The 16,425-nt window shown below is 46.1% G+C and carries 7 protein-coding genes; 3 read left to right on the top strand and 4 right to left on the bottom strand.

Annotation, left to right across the window (positions count from 1 at the left end; all coding sequences use genetic code 11):
* Nucleotides 1-37: 37 nt before the first annotated feature.
* The 3 genes from U5O15_00230 to U5O15_00220 form a co-directional block, all read right to left on the bottom strand.
* The gene (locus tag U5O15_00230; protein ID MDZ7859089.1) at nucleotides 38-3,478 is read right to left on the bottom strand and encodes a UvrD-helicase domain-containing protein; all 3,441 of its coding nucleotides are present in this window, start codon (nucleotides 3,476-3,478) and stop codon (nucleotides 38-40) included.
* Nucleotides 3,475-6,525 carry a PD-(D/E)XK nuclease family protein gene (locus U5O15_00225; protein MDZ7859088.1) on the bottom strand — a complete coding sequence of 1,017 codons (3,051 nt, stop codon included), beginning with the start codon at nucleotides 6,523-6,525 and terminating at the stop codon, nucleotides 3,475-3,477. The genes U5O15_00230 and U5O15_00225 overlap by 4 nt, the downstream gene beginning before the upstream one ends.
* 179 nt (nucleotides 6,526-6,704) lie before the next feature.
* Complete coding sequence (locus tag U5O15_00220) at nucleotides 6,705-8,159, bottom strand: C1 family peptidase (protein MDZ7859087.1); 1,455 nt, start codon at nucleotides 8,157-8,159, stop codon at nucleotides 6,705-6,707.
* A gap of 439 nt (nucleotides 8,160-8,598) precedes the next feature.
* Here U5O15_00220 and U5O15_00215 point away from each other — a divergent pair, with 439 nt between their 5' ends.
* On the top strand, nucleotides 8,599-9,288 hold the full coding sequence (locus U5O15_00215) for an SPOR domain-containing protein (GenBank protein ID MDZ7859086.1): 690 nt from the start codon (nucleotides 8,599-8,601) through the stop codon (nucleotides 9,286-9,288).
* A 682-nt stretch (nucleotides 9,289-9,970) separates the two neighbouring features.
* Here the strand turns inward: U5O15_00215 and U5O15_00210 are convergent.
* Nucleotides 9,971-13,360: a M20/M25/M40 family metallo-hydrolase gene (locus U5O15_00210; protein MDZ7859085.1), complete on the bottom strand. Its 3,390-nt coding sequence runs from the start codon at nucleotides 13,358-13,360 to the stop codon at nucleotides 9,971-9,973.
* A gap of 241 nt (nucleotides 13,361-13,601) precedes the next feature.
* On the opposite strand from U5O15_00210, the gene U5O15_00205 reads away from it, so the two are divergent.
* Together U5O15_00205 and pepT are read left to right on the top strand one after the other, a co-directional pair.
* On the top strand, nucleotides 13,602-15,008 hold the full coding sequence (locus U5O15_00205; protein ID MDZ7859084.1) for a C1 family peptidase: 1,407 nt from the start codon (nucleotides 13,602-13,604) through the stop codon (nucleotides 15,006-15,008).
* Between the two features lie 68 nt (nucleotides 15,009-15,076).
* Entirely contained in the window at nucleotides 15,077-16,303 is a 1,227-nt protein-coding gene (gene pepT, locus U5O15_00200; GenBank protein ID MDZ7859083.1) for a peptidase T, read from the top strand.
* Nucleotides 16,304-16,425 lie beyond the last annotated feature (122 nt).

The raw sequence follows: 16,425 nt of genomic DNA, 5'->3' as shown, positions 1-16,425 counted from the left end.
GACGCCTTAGATTTACGCTCCAATATCTACCCGGCTGCTATACAGATTTATTTATCGAAACTCCGAAAGACAATAAGTCATCTTCACTGATATCTTCAATTTCCAGTTTTATTTCCTTATCCGGCCGGACAAAGTAGAATATTACGCCGCCTCGAAGCTCAATTCCGATCCTGCCGAGGGCCAGCGCGTAGAGAGCCCCCTGACCCCGGTAATTTTTAAATCTTTTTTCAGGGTCCCTGATGTTATCTGTCTTATAATCAACAGCTGTCCACACCCCCGCTGAATAAAACAACAGATCAACCCTTCCGTTAATAAACATTTCTCTTAAATCATCTTTCGCGGATTTCCCTCTAACCGGAACCGAAAACGGCACTTCGCGGAGTATTCTTTCCGAATTCAGGGCCGCCTCTATCAAATTCGACGACAAAGCCTTCGAGGCGAGAGAAGCAAGGTCATCTTTTTTGCCCGGCAGACCGAATTCGACCGACACAGCTTCGGCCAGTTTTTCAATATCTTCCGGGGCGTTAAAGTCGGCGATTTCCATCAAACGGTGAAAAGCAAGCCCGAAATCCGCCGCATTGCCGGATCCTTCTTTACTATATATCCTGCTTTCTGACTCCGGAGGGGAATGACGGATCATCCTTTCTACATCTTTTAAAGATGACGGAGTGATTGTCAAGGGAACGGACGCGGCATTATCGATAAGTCTTTTTCTCCCTTCAATCCATTCTTCCTTTTCCCCGCGGCTCTTGCTTCTTGACCTTTTATCTGTCTTATCTATCCGGGCAAACGGCTTTACAACATCACTCAAAAGAGGAAGGGTCGATACGGAAAGCCTCGTGACAAGTTCTTTTGCCTCCTTGAACCTGTTTTCCCCCTTCTGATCATCGCCCGCGGATTCTCCAATATCAGGATCATCCGCTTCGTAATCAGACCCCGTTGGAAGATTGTTTTTGAGAAGCTGAAAATAGCTCTTCTTCTTAGGGACTTCGGGGATTACAAGAAGGTCGCCGCTCCTCGTGGAAGCCACATATAGAAGTCTCAGGTTTTCAGCGTTTTCCTTCAGCACGTCCCTTTCAAAGCTCTTTTCGAATTCACTTGTATTCCAATTGTCTCTCAAACTGAAATCTATCTTTCTACCCCGGTCGATTAAAATCTTATTCCTGTGTTTTATTTCCTGAAGCAGGTTTATCATTATTACTACCGGAAACTGCAAACCCTTTGATTTATGAACGCTTGTCAGCCTGACCGCGTTTTCATCTTCATCGACAAGGGATGATTCTCCCTCTCTGGTTTCGGACAACCACTGATCTTTGAACCATCCGGCAAAAGATCTGAATGAACGGAGGGAGTTATCAAAATCGCGGGCTCTCCTGACGGCTTTTTTGATATTGGCGACCCTCTGATATCCGTGCGGCCTGAAAAGAGAAACCTCTCTATAATTTGTCCTTCGCAACAGATCTTTCATAGTCGCGGAAGCTCCTATCTCATTCCGGCCCTCGTGCAGATCGGAAAGAACTTTAAAAGCTTCCCCTATATCTTTAAATCCGGAATCTTCAGCGGCCCCGCCGGACAGATAATTCAGCTCCCCCCCGTTTTCCCTGAACAAATATATTTCTTCGTCACTGAACCCGAAAAGGGATGAACGAAGGATTGAAACCAGAGCTATAGAATCGAACGGATCTTCGATCGCCCACATCGCCATGGAAAGATCCCGGATTTCCTGCCTCTTATAAAAAAGACCGCCCCCTTCCACAATATACGGAATTCCCTCTAAACGAAGGGGTTCCTCATAATTTTCCAGACCTGTACTTCCCCGGTAGATCAAAGCAATATCACTGTATTTTACGGGACGGAACTCCTTCGTATTAACATCTCTTACAATCCGCTCCTCAGAAATAATCTCTTTGATGAATCTGGCCACACCATCGCCTTCCAGAGCCCGCAGCCCGTCAGCATTCATCTTTTTATCGCCGTATTCAAGGTCCAGCAGGATTACTTCTGTGCCGGCATCTCTTCTGTGGGCTTCGATAGCTTCATAGGCGGGTTGATACCCGCCCCTTTCGGGTTTCCTTATCAAAGCTGAAAAGGAAGCGTTTATCCATTCTATAATATCTCTTCCAGACCTGAAATTCTGGGTTATCTTAAGGTATGAACCCTCTTCTATAAAATGCCTTTTTACATTTTCATAAACCTCAATGTCCGCTTTCCTGAATCTGTAAATACTCTGCTTCGGGTCTCCCACAATAAATAAACTCGAAGGGCCGTGACGCCGGCAAAACTTCCCGTCTCTATTCATGCCTCCGAGCAAAAAAACAATCTCAGCCTGCAGAGAGTCGGTATCCTGAAACTCGTCAACGAGAATATAGCGATACCGCCCCTTAAGAAGATCGAGAACTTCATCGTTATCAAGAAGTTTCCTCGTCTCTATCAAAAGATCGTCAAAGTCAAGGACCCCTTCAGCCTTTTTGCGTTCTTTTACGTATTCAATAAATTCTACAAACCAGCCTGTAAGACCTTCCGCTGTCCTATCCATGAAAATCTTCCGGTATTCTCTCTGAAGCGCCGCCATTTCCTTGACGGCTTTTTTCTGTTCTGTACATATCTCCGGCGGATCGAAGTTCTTCTTAGCCCCTTTTGCCTTTGGCAGATCCAAAAGCAGAAGGAAGTCTTCCAGACTCTCCCCCTCCAAATGACGCGCCACCTCAAACTTCCCGAGGAACGCTTCTATTTCTATAAATCCATTGTCTTTATGGTTCGTGCAATGATTACGGATATAACTTGAGAGCATATCCGCATACTTATTTAAATCCTGGTAAAATGTTTCAATATCTGTCAGGTTCCGCCTTCCTTTTAAGCTGCTTTTCTCTTTTGCAGTTTCCTTTTCATCCTCTTTTCCGAGAATACCCTCTACATGACGCTCTGAACGGCTGTGGTAAAAAGCAAAGGCAAGTTCCTTTAATTTATCAACTCCCCCTCCCACATTCAGGAAACGCTTAGGGAAATAATCTTTCGGATATGAGGTAGAGGAGAGGAAATCCTGCCAGCATTCCTCCAGAAACAAAGAATCATCCGGGTCTGTGAGCATTGAAAAATCGGGATCTATTCCCGCTTCCGCGGGAAAATCTCTCAAAATTGAAGAGGCAAACGAATGGATTGTGGATATTGGAGCCCTTTCCAGATCAACAAGACTTTCTTCAAGCTCGAAGCTGTCATCTCCAGCTGACCGGGTCAATTCCGATATTTCTCTTCGGAGCCTTGTCTTCATCTCCGCGGCAGCTTTATCCGTGAAAGTAATAGCGACAATCTCTGTGCATTTTGCCCGCCCCTTCTTTAGAATCGAAAGATAGCGGTTGACCAGTAGAGTCGTTTTCCCCGTTCCCGCTCCAGCCTCAAGACACAGAGATTCATCTACCGCTTCTTCGGCTCTTTCTCTTTGAGCCTGATCAACCAGAGTTTGCTCATTACCACCTGTCATTTTTTACCTTGAATCAATCCTTTCATCTCCAAATAGTCCCTGCACCTGCCATCAAAACCGGCCTTTCTCTTGAAAATCGACTCCTTGCCGGCCGGACATACAGAAGCGGCAGAACAGTACTTGCAATTATCCTTCGAAGGAACGGCGAAGAAGAGCCCCTTTTCTATACCGCTTACGATAGTATCTAAGATCTCTTCAAATTCGGTTTTCATCTCCGCCAGTCTCTCCCCATCGAACCGCACCGCGCTTTTTTTCCCTTTTGTGTTAACCGCTCTGTACTCCGCTATGCCCGTCTCTAAAGGACGTCCCGAAATACTCGAAGCCCCTAAAAGATACACTGGAAGCTGAAGATAGTCGCCTCCCCTTAGAGTATTATTTTTTTTACCCTCTAAACTCCCTGTTTTATAGTCGATTACTCTAAAAGATTCATTTCCCATGAAGTCTATTCTGTCGATTCTGCCTCTGAATCCGACTTTCCTCTTATTCCCGGGCAGGATTAATTCGATGTCATCCGGGCTTAAAGAAAACGGTTTTTCAAATAAAACGGGCGTGTACTCCCCCTTTTCATCCAGTTCCTTTTCGAGAAATATATTTACGGAACGTTCTATCTTGCCCTTCTCCATTTCCCACAACAATTCCAGGCCTACCGGCCGATTTCTTGAATACCACCCAAATATTTTGTCTGCCGTTTCCTTGAAAACCTTCCATATCAGCTCCCATTTATCTCTTTTAACGGGAAGTAGATCTTTTTCGGCCAGGTTTCTGTAAAACCGCTCGAGCAGCTCGTGAACTATAAACCCTCTTTGCATCGGATTAATGCCGATTATCGTTTCCGGTTCCTCAAGCGATTCAACCTGAAGGACATTATTCATCAGAAAGGAAAAGGGGCACTTAGCGTATCTTTCCAGCGATGTCGCTGAAAATAAATAGCCCTTTCTTTCCAGCATTGAACGAACGCAAGCTCTCGCCGCGCGAGATTCGAAGACGCCGTCAAAGGGAGTAAAGCGACTTTCGTTCCGCCTGTTTTTAAGCATTTCTATCGACCTGGCAAAGAAGTCTCCCGGCGGAATATTCCCCCCCCCTGATTCGCGGAAGGAAAGAGCCCTCGAATAGTCAAATTCGTCAATACTAAGCAGCTCATCAACCCTTTCCGGCATCTGTTTTCTGAAGACCTTTTTCTTCTCAACCCCGCACTTCCCAGACACATCTAACGATCGCTCAAATGATTCCAGAAAGAAGGATTTTATCCTTTTATTCCCCGAAGACGCGTCAGAGAGAGGCGCGCTGCAGATCAATTCACTCGCGGCGGACTGGACGGCCAGCGTGAAAATAAGTTCCAGTTCGGCAAGTCTTCCCGTCTTCTTCTGAAGAAATATTTTTCCTCCCGCGGCTTCATTGAGTTTCGCTCTTTCTGTATCTTTAAGAAACGGGTCCTGTCTGATTACTCCCGGGATGTTTTCATCGTTCAATCCAGCCAGGAAAACTGTCTTAAAAGAAAGTCCCCTTGCCTGATCCAGGGTCAACAGATTAATTCCTTCTCCTGAAAGTTTGCCTCTCGGTTCGCCCGGACCGCGAAGAAGAGATTTGACAGTCTTCGCTAAAAGCGAAAAGGACACAGAGTCAGAAACGCGGTCAAGCCGGGAAAGACCTTCAACGGCAATACACAGCTGGTCTACTTCCTTATCATCTTTGAAAATATCCCTGAATAGAACCGACAGGAGGGAGGACATTCCCGGCCAGCCATTTTCTTCTTCAAAGGTTTTCCTCACGTCCATTATACGCTTTAAGATATCCCCTGTTATTTTAGCCGAGAGAACCGCCTCCTTTGTATCCGGAGACTCCTCCCCCCGTGAAAGAAAATCAATCAAATTACCGTTTCCCTCTACCCAGCCGTCTTCTCCCGTAAGTCCAAACTCGGCGCTCTTTTTCACCCAGAGCGAAAAGGGATCAGATTCAGACTCTAAGCCGGCAGGAACCTCAAGAGGAGCGGAAATCAGAAATTCAACCATCCTCTTTCTTTTTACCGGTCCGGAGAGAAGGTCGAGAAGAAGATTTGCCGCACGGAAAACCCGGCTTCTTTCAATAGGAGGTTCTAACGGTATCAACGCATCCTCCAGCACTTCTTTTAGAGGAGCAAAATTCCCACCTGATGGGTAAATAACCGCGATATCCCTAAAAGGTATTTTATCCCTTCTGATCTTCTTAAGTATCAACCGGACAATCGCCGCCGCTTCCGTCTCTTCATCCGAAGCTTCCAATAAAAGGGTCGAAGATTCCTTGGAACCGTCATCAGAGCCTGAACTCGAAAGCTCAGCCCCTCTCTTTTTCAGCCGCTTAAGTGTTTTCGCCGCGAATCTGTATCTGCCCCCTTCGCCGGCGGGAACAAAAAGGCAAACCTTCCCTCTAACCGCCGCTTCCATAAGAAGCCTCAGCTGCATCTCGTTAAAATCGTAAAAGCCGTAGGTATAGAGCGGCCCGTTAAGTTTGACATTTCCGGCAAGCCCGCACGCTCTTTCAAAGCGGGCGTGTACGTCCAGGCCCAAGGCAAGAACCCTCTTTCTAAAAGTAGTGTAGAGAGACAGAACCCCCAATACCCTTTCGGGAAGCCCGCCTCCCTTCTCGTTTATAATTTCAGATGCAATACCCGCCGTGCAGCCGCTCTCGGAAAGATCGGAAAAAGTGCCAATAAGAAAATCGATAAACCCCTCGGTATCTGCTATCGCGTTGAAATAGTCCGGAACAGATCCTGAAGAGACGATCTCTTCAAGGAGAATCCTTTCCGAACCGGCCGGCAATTTTCCGCTTGAATATATTCCTGAAAGGTTTTCTATATTTGTCAAAAGGTCCGGGAAGGTCATAAATCTAACGTTGAAAATTCCGCCCAGTCTTCTTGAAAGAAATAACTGAAGCTGCCCGGCCACTAGATTTGATCTTACGAGGATGTTAATCGGAGAAAATTTATCTGACTTGCTCCGGCGTTCGATCTCTTCTTTAAGCAACACCCTGAGCCGCGAATAGCTTTCAGCTGTTATTACAGTCGCGTTCATTATCTGCACAGATCCCGGATATAAATAAAATATTCTGAAACACTCAGAATCAATAGTAGCAGAAATGTGTTAATTTATTAAAGAATGATTTTCCCTTTGGACTTACTAAAAACGGCCGGCAGGATTAATCTGCCGGCCTTAAAAAAATCCGCTTATACTACACACTTAAGCCAACGCGTCTATTTGCCGTTGTATGCCTTTACCTCGACACGCTTTCTGATTATGAAAGCTGCCGACAGGACTAATACGAGCGCAAGAATCGTAAGGACAACGGGATTCAATAGAGGCATCGCGGTTGGTTCTATAACCTCGACTACACCGCGTATCGCTATATCACCCATAGCATAACTGCCATTGTCAAGCGCTGTATACGACACGCCGTCATTACTGATAAATGACTTGTCCGTCTCCATCGTTCCAGTATCGTCGTAGGGAACAGGATAAGCGTAGCTTCCGGTGTTGAATTCAACCTCAATATAAACAGGATCGCCTGACGCAAGAGAAAGAGGAGAAGGCAGATCCACGGTATAATATCCCGCTTCCGAAAGAGTGGCGGAGACAGGGCCTGAAAGCAGATTTGAAACCGATCCGCTCGAAAAATCGTCATAGACATTTATTGTATATGAACAGCCCGAGGCGGTTGCTGAGAAAGAAACCTTTTTAAGATATTCATTATCTCCGGATGGGGTAAGTTCCATAAGACCCCAGTCATTACCGTCTCCATAACCGGCAGAAGTCCACCAGCCCCATTCATCAAAATAATAAATCGTTTCATCTGAATCGTAATTTACATAGCGGCTGATAACAGTGGAGTTTTGCCCTATACTGGCGGATCCGTACTGGATATAGAAATACCCGTTATCGCCCCAGCTTGTACCCCAGGAATTCTTAACAATCCAGGCGCCATTGCCGCTGCACATATCGTCATCCCAGCCCACAATCACAACGGCATGATTTGTAGTTTCAGTACCTGAATATGTAATACAGTAGCTTCCGTCATAAGTGCCGAACCCGGAAAAACTCGCGTACATAGATGTATATACCGGTCCGTATCCCTGTACGGCGTTTTTTATTGCTGTAACATCATTGGGAATAAGCTTCCATTCCCGGACCTGTTTGAAGAAGGTGCAGGAAGGGTTAATGCAGGTTGGCGTCGGGCATCCTCCCGGATAGGGATCGCACGTTTCATTAACGGAACCTGAAAGTGAAAGGTAATTATTGGAAATCCAGGCGTTACCACCAGCGTCACAATTATGATAGGTCGTCGGATTGCATGCCTGAATGTTCAATTCGGAATAATCAGCGGTAACTGATTCATTAATTAGAACTTTAGATTCGAGATCTCCGCAGGCGGCAAAACACCAACAAGTCCCGTAAGGGTTCTGATTTTTAACGGAAGTAACTCCCCCCATCGTTCTCCAGTCCCAGGAACTGGCAGCAGCTCCCAGCAGGTGCTCGGTGGGTGTGATGTGGCTAAGGTCCATCGGCGGCGGAATATATCCAAAGTTTTCGCCGGTCGGCGCCTTATACACCCTCTTCTGAGCCACAATAGGTTCCTGCGAATACGCGCTTCCTATTGTAAAAATCGCCACAAAGAACACGGCGAATAAAACAATAACAAACTTCGATTTCATTAAATTTCTCCTTTCCCCAGACCGGCAAAATCTGACAACCACGGCTGGAAGAACATGCAGAAGGTCCACTTCGACACTGAAATAATCCATGAGATGCCGCTGCCGCGGGGCCGACTCCCGTGGATAATACACTACTTTCTCCCCACAACTTACTCATTAAGCATCGATTATACCATATCCTTCAATAAAACTCAATCATTTTACTCTTAGAGCTTCGGAATGAATGAATGTGATTAAAAGGAGAATAATCCTCGGGCTTAATCTCAGAAAGATGAGCTTGACAGTTTTTTGTTGACAGCGGCGCTACTTATCAAATACAGTTCAACCTAAAGGGTCAGTCCATCCACTAAGATCATCAGCACCGCACAGTGCCCCTTTTTAACAGGCTCCGGCCGCTTTAACTAAAAATGCCGTTTCAGTTTTTAAGAGGAGGCATATCATGGATGAAGAACACACCCCGGAAAAGTTTGAATATGAAAAAAAGTCAAACAGTACGATTAATATTAAAAAGGCCCTGATTTGGATTGTGCCTGTACTTGTTATATTGGTTGTTGTATTTATGTTCATAAATTATCAATCCGGGACTGACGATTCAGAATACGAGTCTCTGATTTCAAAAGCAAATAAATCTTTCAGGCAGAATGAGTACCTGAAGGCAAAGAAAGATTACGAAGCCGCCCTCCTTATCGACCCGTCAGCCAGCCACGCGATTGAAAGAATTGGCGTAATTGACAGTATTCTCACTTTCAGGAAAGAGGAAAAAATTAAAGAAACTCTCGAAAAGGAAGTTTCCCCCGCAGGAGAAATTTCAAAAGAAAGTGAACCGGAAAAAACAGAACCAGCGGAGGAAAGCGTTGAGCCGAAGGTAAAAACTCCTCCCGCGGGCAGGGAAAAATATCATATCGTACTCGGTTGTTTTGAAAAACCAAGTAACGCTCTAAATTACAGCAAAAAGCTCAAAGGCAAAGGTTACAACTCAAAAATTTTCCCCGTTCTCGATGGAAGGATGAGCGCTGTTACCTACCAGTCATTCGGAACGGAAAAAGAAGCGTTTAAAGTGCTCAGAAAGGTACAGAAAGAGATCAATAAAGAGGCCTGGGTGCTGGAATACTACCCCGAAAACATATAATCATTACGATATAACCATTCTCAAGCCGTGAAGATGAAAATTTCTTTACGGCTTAACTTTATAAATTAGTCAGTTAAAAAGCGACGTGAAGCATCACAAAAAAATGATCATGCAGGGAGAACTCTCCCCAGTCCTCAGGGTCGAGGTCTACTGTCTCGATAACACGGAGGCGGCTTTTGCCGCTGAAAACGAATTCCCATGACAGCTTAATCCTGTTCTCCCATCTTGAGGATTCTCCGGCCAGACTGCCAGTCCTTTCCGATTCATACTTGTCCGCAAGGTATCCGGCCTCAAGAATATGCCTTGAAGATATCCGGGATCGAACAAGACAAAAGGGAAGCAGCTCTTCCTTTCTGAAATCTCCGTGGTCAACCCCTCTCTCCTTCCACTTCTCATGCCTTACCTGAAATCCAGCGCAGACAGATAAGGGTGAACCCTTCCGCGGGCGAGTGCTTTTGCCCTCGTCTTCTACCGCGCCTGTTTTCTCTTCTGTTATATTACTGTTGTATCTGTCAATCCCTGCTTCAGAGCCGAACGGGCTGAACCCGCCGGGAAACCACCATACGCGGGGAGTAAATTCAACTACCCGGTGTTCTTCTTCCAGGGCGTCGCGTACAGCAAGGGTAAGTTCAAACGGCTGCAGCAGCTACCCGGATTCTTTCGTGTTTAAAAGAAATCATATCTAACGTTCAGAAAGGACAATGGTTTTAGTTATCTTTCTACCTTTTCGGATAAATGTGATCTCGACAGCGTCTCCCGGTTTGTATTTCTTCAGCTCCGCAGAATATTCCCTTAGGTCAGCTACCCTGATGCCGCCAATAAGAATTATTACGTCCCCTTGCTTCATTCCCGCCTCTGCCGCCGGGGAATCCACAGAAACACCGGCCACCCTGACTCCATCTCCTTTAAAAGTAAAATCAGGCATACATCCGGTAGAAACAGCACGTTTCCCCCCACTATGACGCCGCTTGGCATCCTGCTTCTTCCCGCCTGAAAACAGCAGACGGTTTTCTCTTTCCGTTAGATAAATAACAGCCTCTCTTGTAAATGCCGCTACCTTTACGAGGCCTGCATAATCAATTTTCTCTGCTGTATCAGTAGGCCTGTGGTAATCCCCGTGAGGACCGGAAAAAATCTGAACAGCGGGAACACCTGCTTTAAGAAAACTGACCTGATCACTCGCGTCCAGGTCCTTGCTCACCATCTCCGCCTCAACTCCCGTAACATAACCGCAGCCCATAAAGATATGTTTCCATTCACGGGCGCTGGAGCTGCCCAGGACTAGCAGTTTCCCGTCTCTGAGCCTCCCGACGGTGTCCAGATTCAGTACACCCGCGCATTTTTCAGCGGGAAACTGTTTCATGTTGGCAACATAATGCCTCGAGCCCAAAAGCCCGTTCTCTTCAGCCGTAAACGCGGCAAACACAATACTTCTCCCCGGCTTGAAGCTTTCTCCGAGCCGCCGGGCAAGCTCAAGCATCACCGCCACCCCGCTCGCGTTGTCATCCGCGCCATTGTGAATCATCCCTTCATTACCTTTTCGGACATCGGGCCAGCCGTATCCCAGATGATCGTAATGAGCACATATAACAACAGATTCCTTTTCTAATCCTTCATTCGCGCCGGGCAAAAATCCTATGATATTTCTGATTTTGCCAGTCTTCCCCCCGGCATCTATCACACCCTCGAAGGTCTGAAAGAAAGTGCCGTCATCTCCGGCAGGGGAAAGCCCCGCTTCCTCAAATCTCTCCGCTATATATACCGAGGCCTTTCTTATCCCCTCGGATCCCAGGCCCCGTCCCTCCAGTTCATCGCTTGCCAGATATTCGATGTCTCTCTTCATTCTCTCAGCAGAAAAGGCGGGAGCAAGTTCTGCCAGCGCTTTCCTTTCAGGAAGTTTCACGGCAAACCCTTTTCCCTTATGATCCCCGTCCCAGGAAATTTCCGAGGCCATTGGAGTATCAACAACATCCCAGCTGCCCTTGGCTATATTCGTGGGCTGAACCCCTTCGAAGACTAAATAGCTGTACTTGCCGTAATGCGGCAGTTTTCTTGCCAATCCCTCGACAGCTCCGCTTTCTGCCACAGTGAGCCATACAACAGAAATCGCGGGATTACGCGGATGACGCACTGAAATTACAAAGCTGTTAGAGTTACATCCAAACTTCATGCCTCCGATCTTTACCGTTTCCTCTGATATTTCAGCGTCATATTCCTCCAGTGCCGTTTGGACAAAATCTCTGCAGCTGTTATTTACGCCGAAGATCCACACCGCTCTGTCAGGGGGCAGTTCGTCAACCTGATCGTCATCTGTTATTTCAATATTCAAAGAACTGTCTTCGGCCCATAATCCGGCCAGGTTGTTGTAATTTTCCAAATCCTCATGATCCGCGCCGGAAGGTAGAATAACGAGAATATTTTCAGACCCGTACGCGCTCGAAAGAGAAGGCGGAATTTCATTATAGCCAAGTTCGCGGAACAGATCGAAGCTCGGATCGACTCTCAAATACAGAGGCCTGTCTTTGAAAGTATATCTAAATACCTCTTCCTTCCGGCTCATTCTCACCTTTTTAATTTCAACTCTTTCCTTAAATGAAATTGCTACCGGGATATCGAGAATATAAGCTTCACCTTCCTGCCGTTGTTTCAGTTTAATCTCTATATTATAATCTTCGCCTTTATGTCTTGCTTTAACTCCGGCAAGACTCAGCTTCGGGGCTCCTGTCCCGGTGACCCACTGCCTGAAGAAATACTCTAAATCTTTATCCGTTACAGACTCGAATGCTTTTTGTATATCATCGAAAGAGGCGTATTTGAATTTGCCTCTTCGGTAGAAAGCCCTTACACCCTCTATAAAGAGCTCGTCTCCTATATTCTGCCTCAGCATGTGCCACATCATCATACCTTTGCCATATCCTACCGCCTCAGATGCAGCGTCACTCCGCGAGGTAAAACTGGAGAGGGGAAAATCATTTCCTCTGCTTACATAATCGGTGTATCTCTGAAGCTTCTCCCGTCTGTATCGGGCTCCCAGCCCGCGCTGCTGTTTGATCAGATGGTCGGCCATATAAACCGTAAGCCCCTCGCACCAGTTGCCGTTAGCGAAATCAACGTAAACGCTGTTGCCCCACCAGTTGTGAAGAAGTTCATGTGGATAGGATGAATGAAGTATGAACGGAAAGCGGATTACCTTTTCCCCCAGAAGTGTAAAGGACGGCATTCCATAACCCGTCTCCCAGAAATTTTCCACGAGGGCGAACTTAGAATATGGATAAGGACCGATCAACTCACTGTACATCTTCATATACCGTTCTGTAGTATCCATATACTTCAGGGCGAGATTCTCGTCGCGAGTCCTGAGGAAAGCCATTAAAGCAACTCCGCCGGCGGTTCTCGAATACTTACAAAATTCGGCCGAGATCAGATAGATCTCCTCCATAGGTTTCATGCAATCCCAGCGGACAACCGTCCTTCCGTCTTTATTCTCACAGGGCATTCCGGCCCCCTGGCTTACAACATCCCACCCGTCCGGAACCGATGCTGTAAGCTCAAATGTTACCAGTCTATTGCCGAATGAAGGCACCCAGAATGTGGACCCCGACAGATAAACACCTTTATCCGAGATAATTCCGGGAGTTCTGCTGAAACCCCTGGCGTATTCAGAGCCCCGCTGTTTTATCGGATAATTGATACTCCCGCTGAATGCCAAGTCGATAACCAGATCTCCGCTAGGCATATCATCAATTAAAATCTTATACCTGTTTTTGGTAAATCCGGGTCTGTCGAAATTTTCGCGGTCCATTCCGATATCATCCGCCCCTCCGCGCCCTTCGAGTTCAAAAGTGACACCCGGGGTCATGGATTCAACCTCGAGGTCGGACAGAAGAAGGAAAGTCAAAGGTTGTGACAGGATCCCCTCAGGGAGAATCATTCTGTCGGAAACATCTATAAAATGCTCAGCTGGATCTATAGAAAGAGATAATTTATGATGAATAACGTTCTCTGAGGCAGAAAGATCCGCGAAGAAAAACAGAAATAAGAAAATTACCATCGTCCAGCGTCTTTTCAGCATCGATGCCTCCCGCCAAAAACCATAACAGGCCCGCAAACTAACCGGGACAAACTTGAGCTTAACTTTCCCCTACGGTAAAGCTGTAAAATAATTATAACAATTCTTCCCCTTTAGCCTAATTCTTTTTTCGCTTCACGATTAAAACAGACTTCGCGTTACTGCTGTCTTGACCGAATATATCAACTGATGTAAAATCCTATTTTAATTCGGAATAACAGGGATAACATTGAAAGGAGAAATAATGAAAAAGGGAAGTCTCGTGTTACTTCTATTTACCGCCGTGTTACTAATTTCAACCTCTGCCGCCGAAGCCGCCGGAAAAGAGGAGGGAGCTATTTCCCCGACTCTACTTAAGAAAATGCGCGGCTTGGAAAAGGATGAGGGAAAAATCAATTCCATAAGTAATAATGATATTAAAAAGCTTCTGCCCAGCCGCTTAAATGCCGGTAAAACCGATCATTACTTTTCCGTGAGGCTGGATGTTAAAGGAATTACAGATCAGAAATCAACCGGCAGATGCTGGTTGTTTACGAGTTTAAATGTAATCAGACAGAAGGTAAGGGAAAAATTCAACCTGGATAGCTTTGAATTTTCAGAAAACTACTCCTTCTTCTGGGATCAGCTCGAAAAAGCCAACCTTTTCCTCGAGGGGATCATAGAAACAAGGGGCAAAGATTATAAGGACAGAAAGGTGGAATGGCTTTTTGACCATCCCGTAAGCGACGGAGGAGTCTGGAACATGGCAGTCGCCGTAATAGAAAAATACGGGCTTGTCCCCTTAAGCGTCATGCCCGAGACCTACCACAGCTCAAACACTAAAAGGATGAGAAGCGTTCTCAGAAAGAAACTCCGCGAAGACGGAGTTCGGCTACGCCAGATGCATAATAAGGGCAAAGAGATTAGAGAGCTTCGGGAAGCAAAAGAAGAAATGCTGATAGATATCTACAAATTACTTGTCTATCACCTTGGTGAACCGCCCGCGGAATTTACATGGCGTTACAAAGATGAAGACGGTAATATCAGTGACCTTAAAAAATATACCCCGCTTGAGTTTTTCAGAGAAACAATCGACGTTGACCTTAAAGATTACGTGATGCTGATGAACGATCCCACCCGCCCCTATTATAAACTCTACGAGATAGAATATGACCGTGACATGGTTGAAGCATTCAACTGGACATATATAAATCTTCCAAACGCGGAGATTAAGAAATTCGCCCGAGAGTCTCTTTTAGATGAAGAGGCGATGTATTTCTCCTGTGACGTGGGAAAGCAGCTGAACCGGAGTGAAGGACTTCTGAGCCTTTCGAACAACGATTACGAAGCACTTTACGGAATTAAATTCGACATGAACAAAAAGGAGCGTATTCTCGCGTCAGCAAGCGGCTCCACTCACGGAATGACACTCGTAGGTATGGAGACAGATAAAAGCGGAACCCCCGTAAAATGGCTTCTTGAAAACAGCTGGGGCAAAGAAGAGGGCCAGGAAGGTTTTATCACCATGACCGATCAGTGGTTTGATGAATATATGTTCAGGGTTGTAATTCACGAGGAATATATTTCATCCGAAGTTCTTGAAATACTCAAAACTGAACCTGTACAGCTTCATCCGTGGGACCCGATGTTTCTGCCGGCGGAAGATAAGTAGCCTGAGGTGAGAAAAACCGGGCCGCGTTCTTAAAGAACCGTTTTGCCGTTTAATATGAAAGGATAAAAATGTCAGATTTAGTAAACAAATTTCTTGAATATGTAAAGATCAACACAACATCCGAGGAAGGATCCGAAGAAAGCCCCAGTACAAAGGTTCAGTTTGATCTGGCCGAAAAACTTGCCGCTCAGCTTAAAGACCTGGGGCTGAAAGATGTCGGCGTTGACAAGCACTGCTACGTGACCGCCACGCTCGAAGCCAATCTGGACAAAAAGATTCCCGTTATAGGCTTTTTAGCCCACCTCGATACAAGCCCTGATGTTTCAGGCGAAGGAGTAAAACCAAAGATCGTTGAAAACTACGACGGAAAGGATATCGTCTTAAACAAGAAGGAAAATATCGTTCTTTCTCCCGACAGCTTTCCGGAGCTTAAGAATTATATAGGCGATACCCTGATTACATCTGACGGAACGACCCTTCTCGGCGCTGATGATAAGGCGGGAATCGCCGAGATCATGACCGCAGCGGAACACCTTGTCAGAAATCCCGATATCAAACACGGCACTATCAAAATAGCTTTTACGCCGGATGAGGAAATAGGAAAGGGCACGGATCATTTCGACGTTAAAAAGTTCGGTGCTGATTTTGCCTACACACTTGACGGAGGAAAACTCGGTGAACTCGAATTCGAAAATTTCAATGCCGCCAAGGCTGTAATTACAGTCAAGGGACGCAATATTCACCCTGGATACGCTAAGAACAGAATGATCAACTCCTCGCTGATCGCGATGGAATACAACTCTATGCTTCCCGTGGAACAAACACCTTTCTATACGGAAAAAAGGGAGGGGTTCTTCCACCTTATCAGTGTTTCGGGCGACGTGGAAGAAACAAAACTCTCCTATCTCGTAAGAGACCATGATATGGAGAAATTTGAAGCGAAAAAAGATCTCGCCCGCGGAATCGGAGACTTCCTCAATCAAAAACATGGTGAAGGAAGAGTAGATGTGCAGCTCGAAGAACAGTATCTCAACATGAGGGAGAAACTCGAACCTGTTATGCATATAGTAGAGGCAGCCGAAAAAGCCATGATCGATTCCGGAATAAAACCTATTAAGGCGCCCATAAGAGGAGGCACCGACGGAGCCAGATTATCCTACATGGGACTTCCCACGCCAAATATATTCGCGGGAGGACATAATTTCCACAGCAGATTTGAATACGTTCCGGTCAGATCTATGGAGAAAGCTGTCGAAGTGATTCTTAAGATAATCGAGCTTTACAGCGCCAAGTAATATCAGGTGTACCTTGCGGCATTAGATATAAACCGCCTCCAAGGGGAGGATAAACGCCTCTAGCGATACAGGACCGTCATAAATGTCCCGCGGAACTGCACGGCAGCTTGAGTTTCAGCAGA

The sequence above is a fragment of the Candidatus Krumholzibacteriota bacterium genome (assembly GCA_034520215.1).
Lineage (GTDB): Bacteria > Krumholzibacteriota > Krumholzibacteriia > Krumholzibacteriales > WJIX01 > JAGHBT01.
Note: the sequence above shows the minus strand (reverse complement) of the source record. Positions and strands in the feature narration are given on the sequence as shown.

Bases quoted from the DNA above. Each gene is read 5' to 3' on its own strand.
- U5O15_00230 (MDZ7859089.1), bottom strand. From the start codon at position 3,478: ATGACAGGTGGTAATGAGCAAACTCTGGTTGATCAGGCTCAAAGAGAA.
- U5O15_00225 (MDZ7859088.1), bottom strand. From the start codon at position 6,525: ATGAACGCGACTGTAATAACAGCTGAAAGCTATTCGCGGCTCAGGGTG.
- U5O15_00220 (MDZ7859087.1), bottom strand. From the start codon at position 8,159: ATGAAATCGAAGTTTGTTATTGTTTTATTCGCCGTGTTCTTTGTGGCG.
- U5O15_00215 (MDZ7859086.1), top strand. From the start codon at position 8,599: ATGGATGAAGAACACACCCCGGAAAAGTTTGAATATGAAAAAAAGTCA.
- U5O15_00210 (MDZ7859085.1), bottom strand. From the start codon at position 13,360: ATGCTGAAAAGACGCTGGACGATGGTAATTTTCTTATTTCTGTTTTTC.
- U5O15_00205 (MDZ7859084.1), top strand. From the start codon at position 13,602: ATGAAAAAGGGAAGTCTCGTGTTACTTCTATTTACCGCCGTGTTACTA.
- pepT (MDZ7859083.1), top strand. From the start codon at position 15,077: ATGTCAGATTTAGTAAACAAATTTCTTGAATATGTAAAGATCAACACA.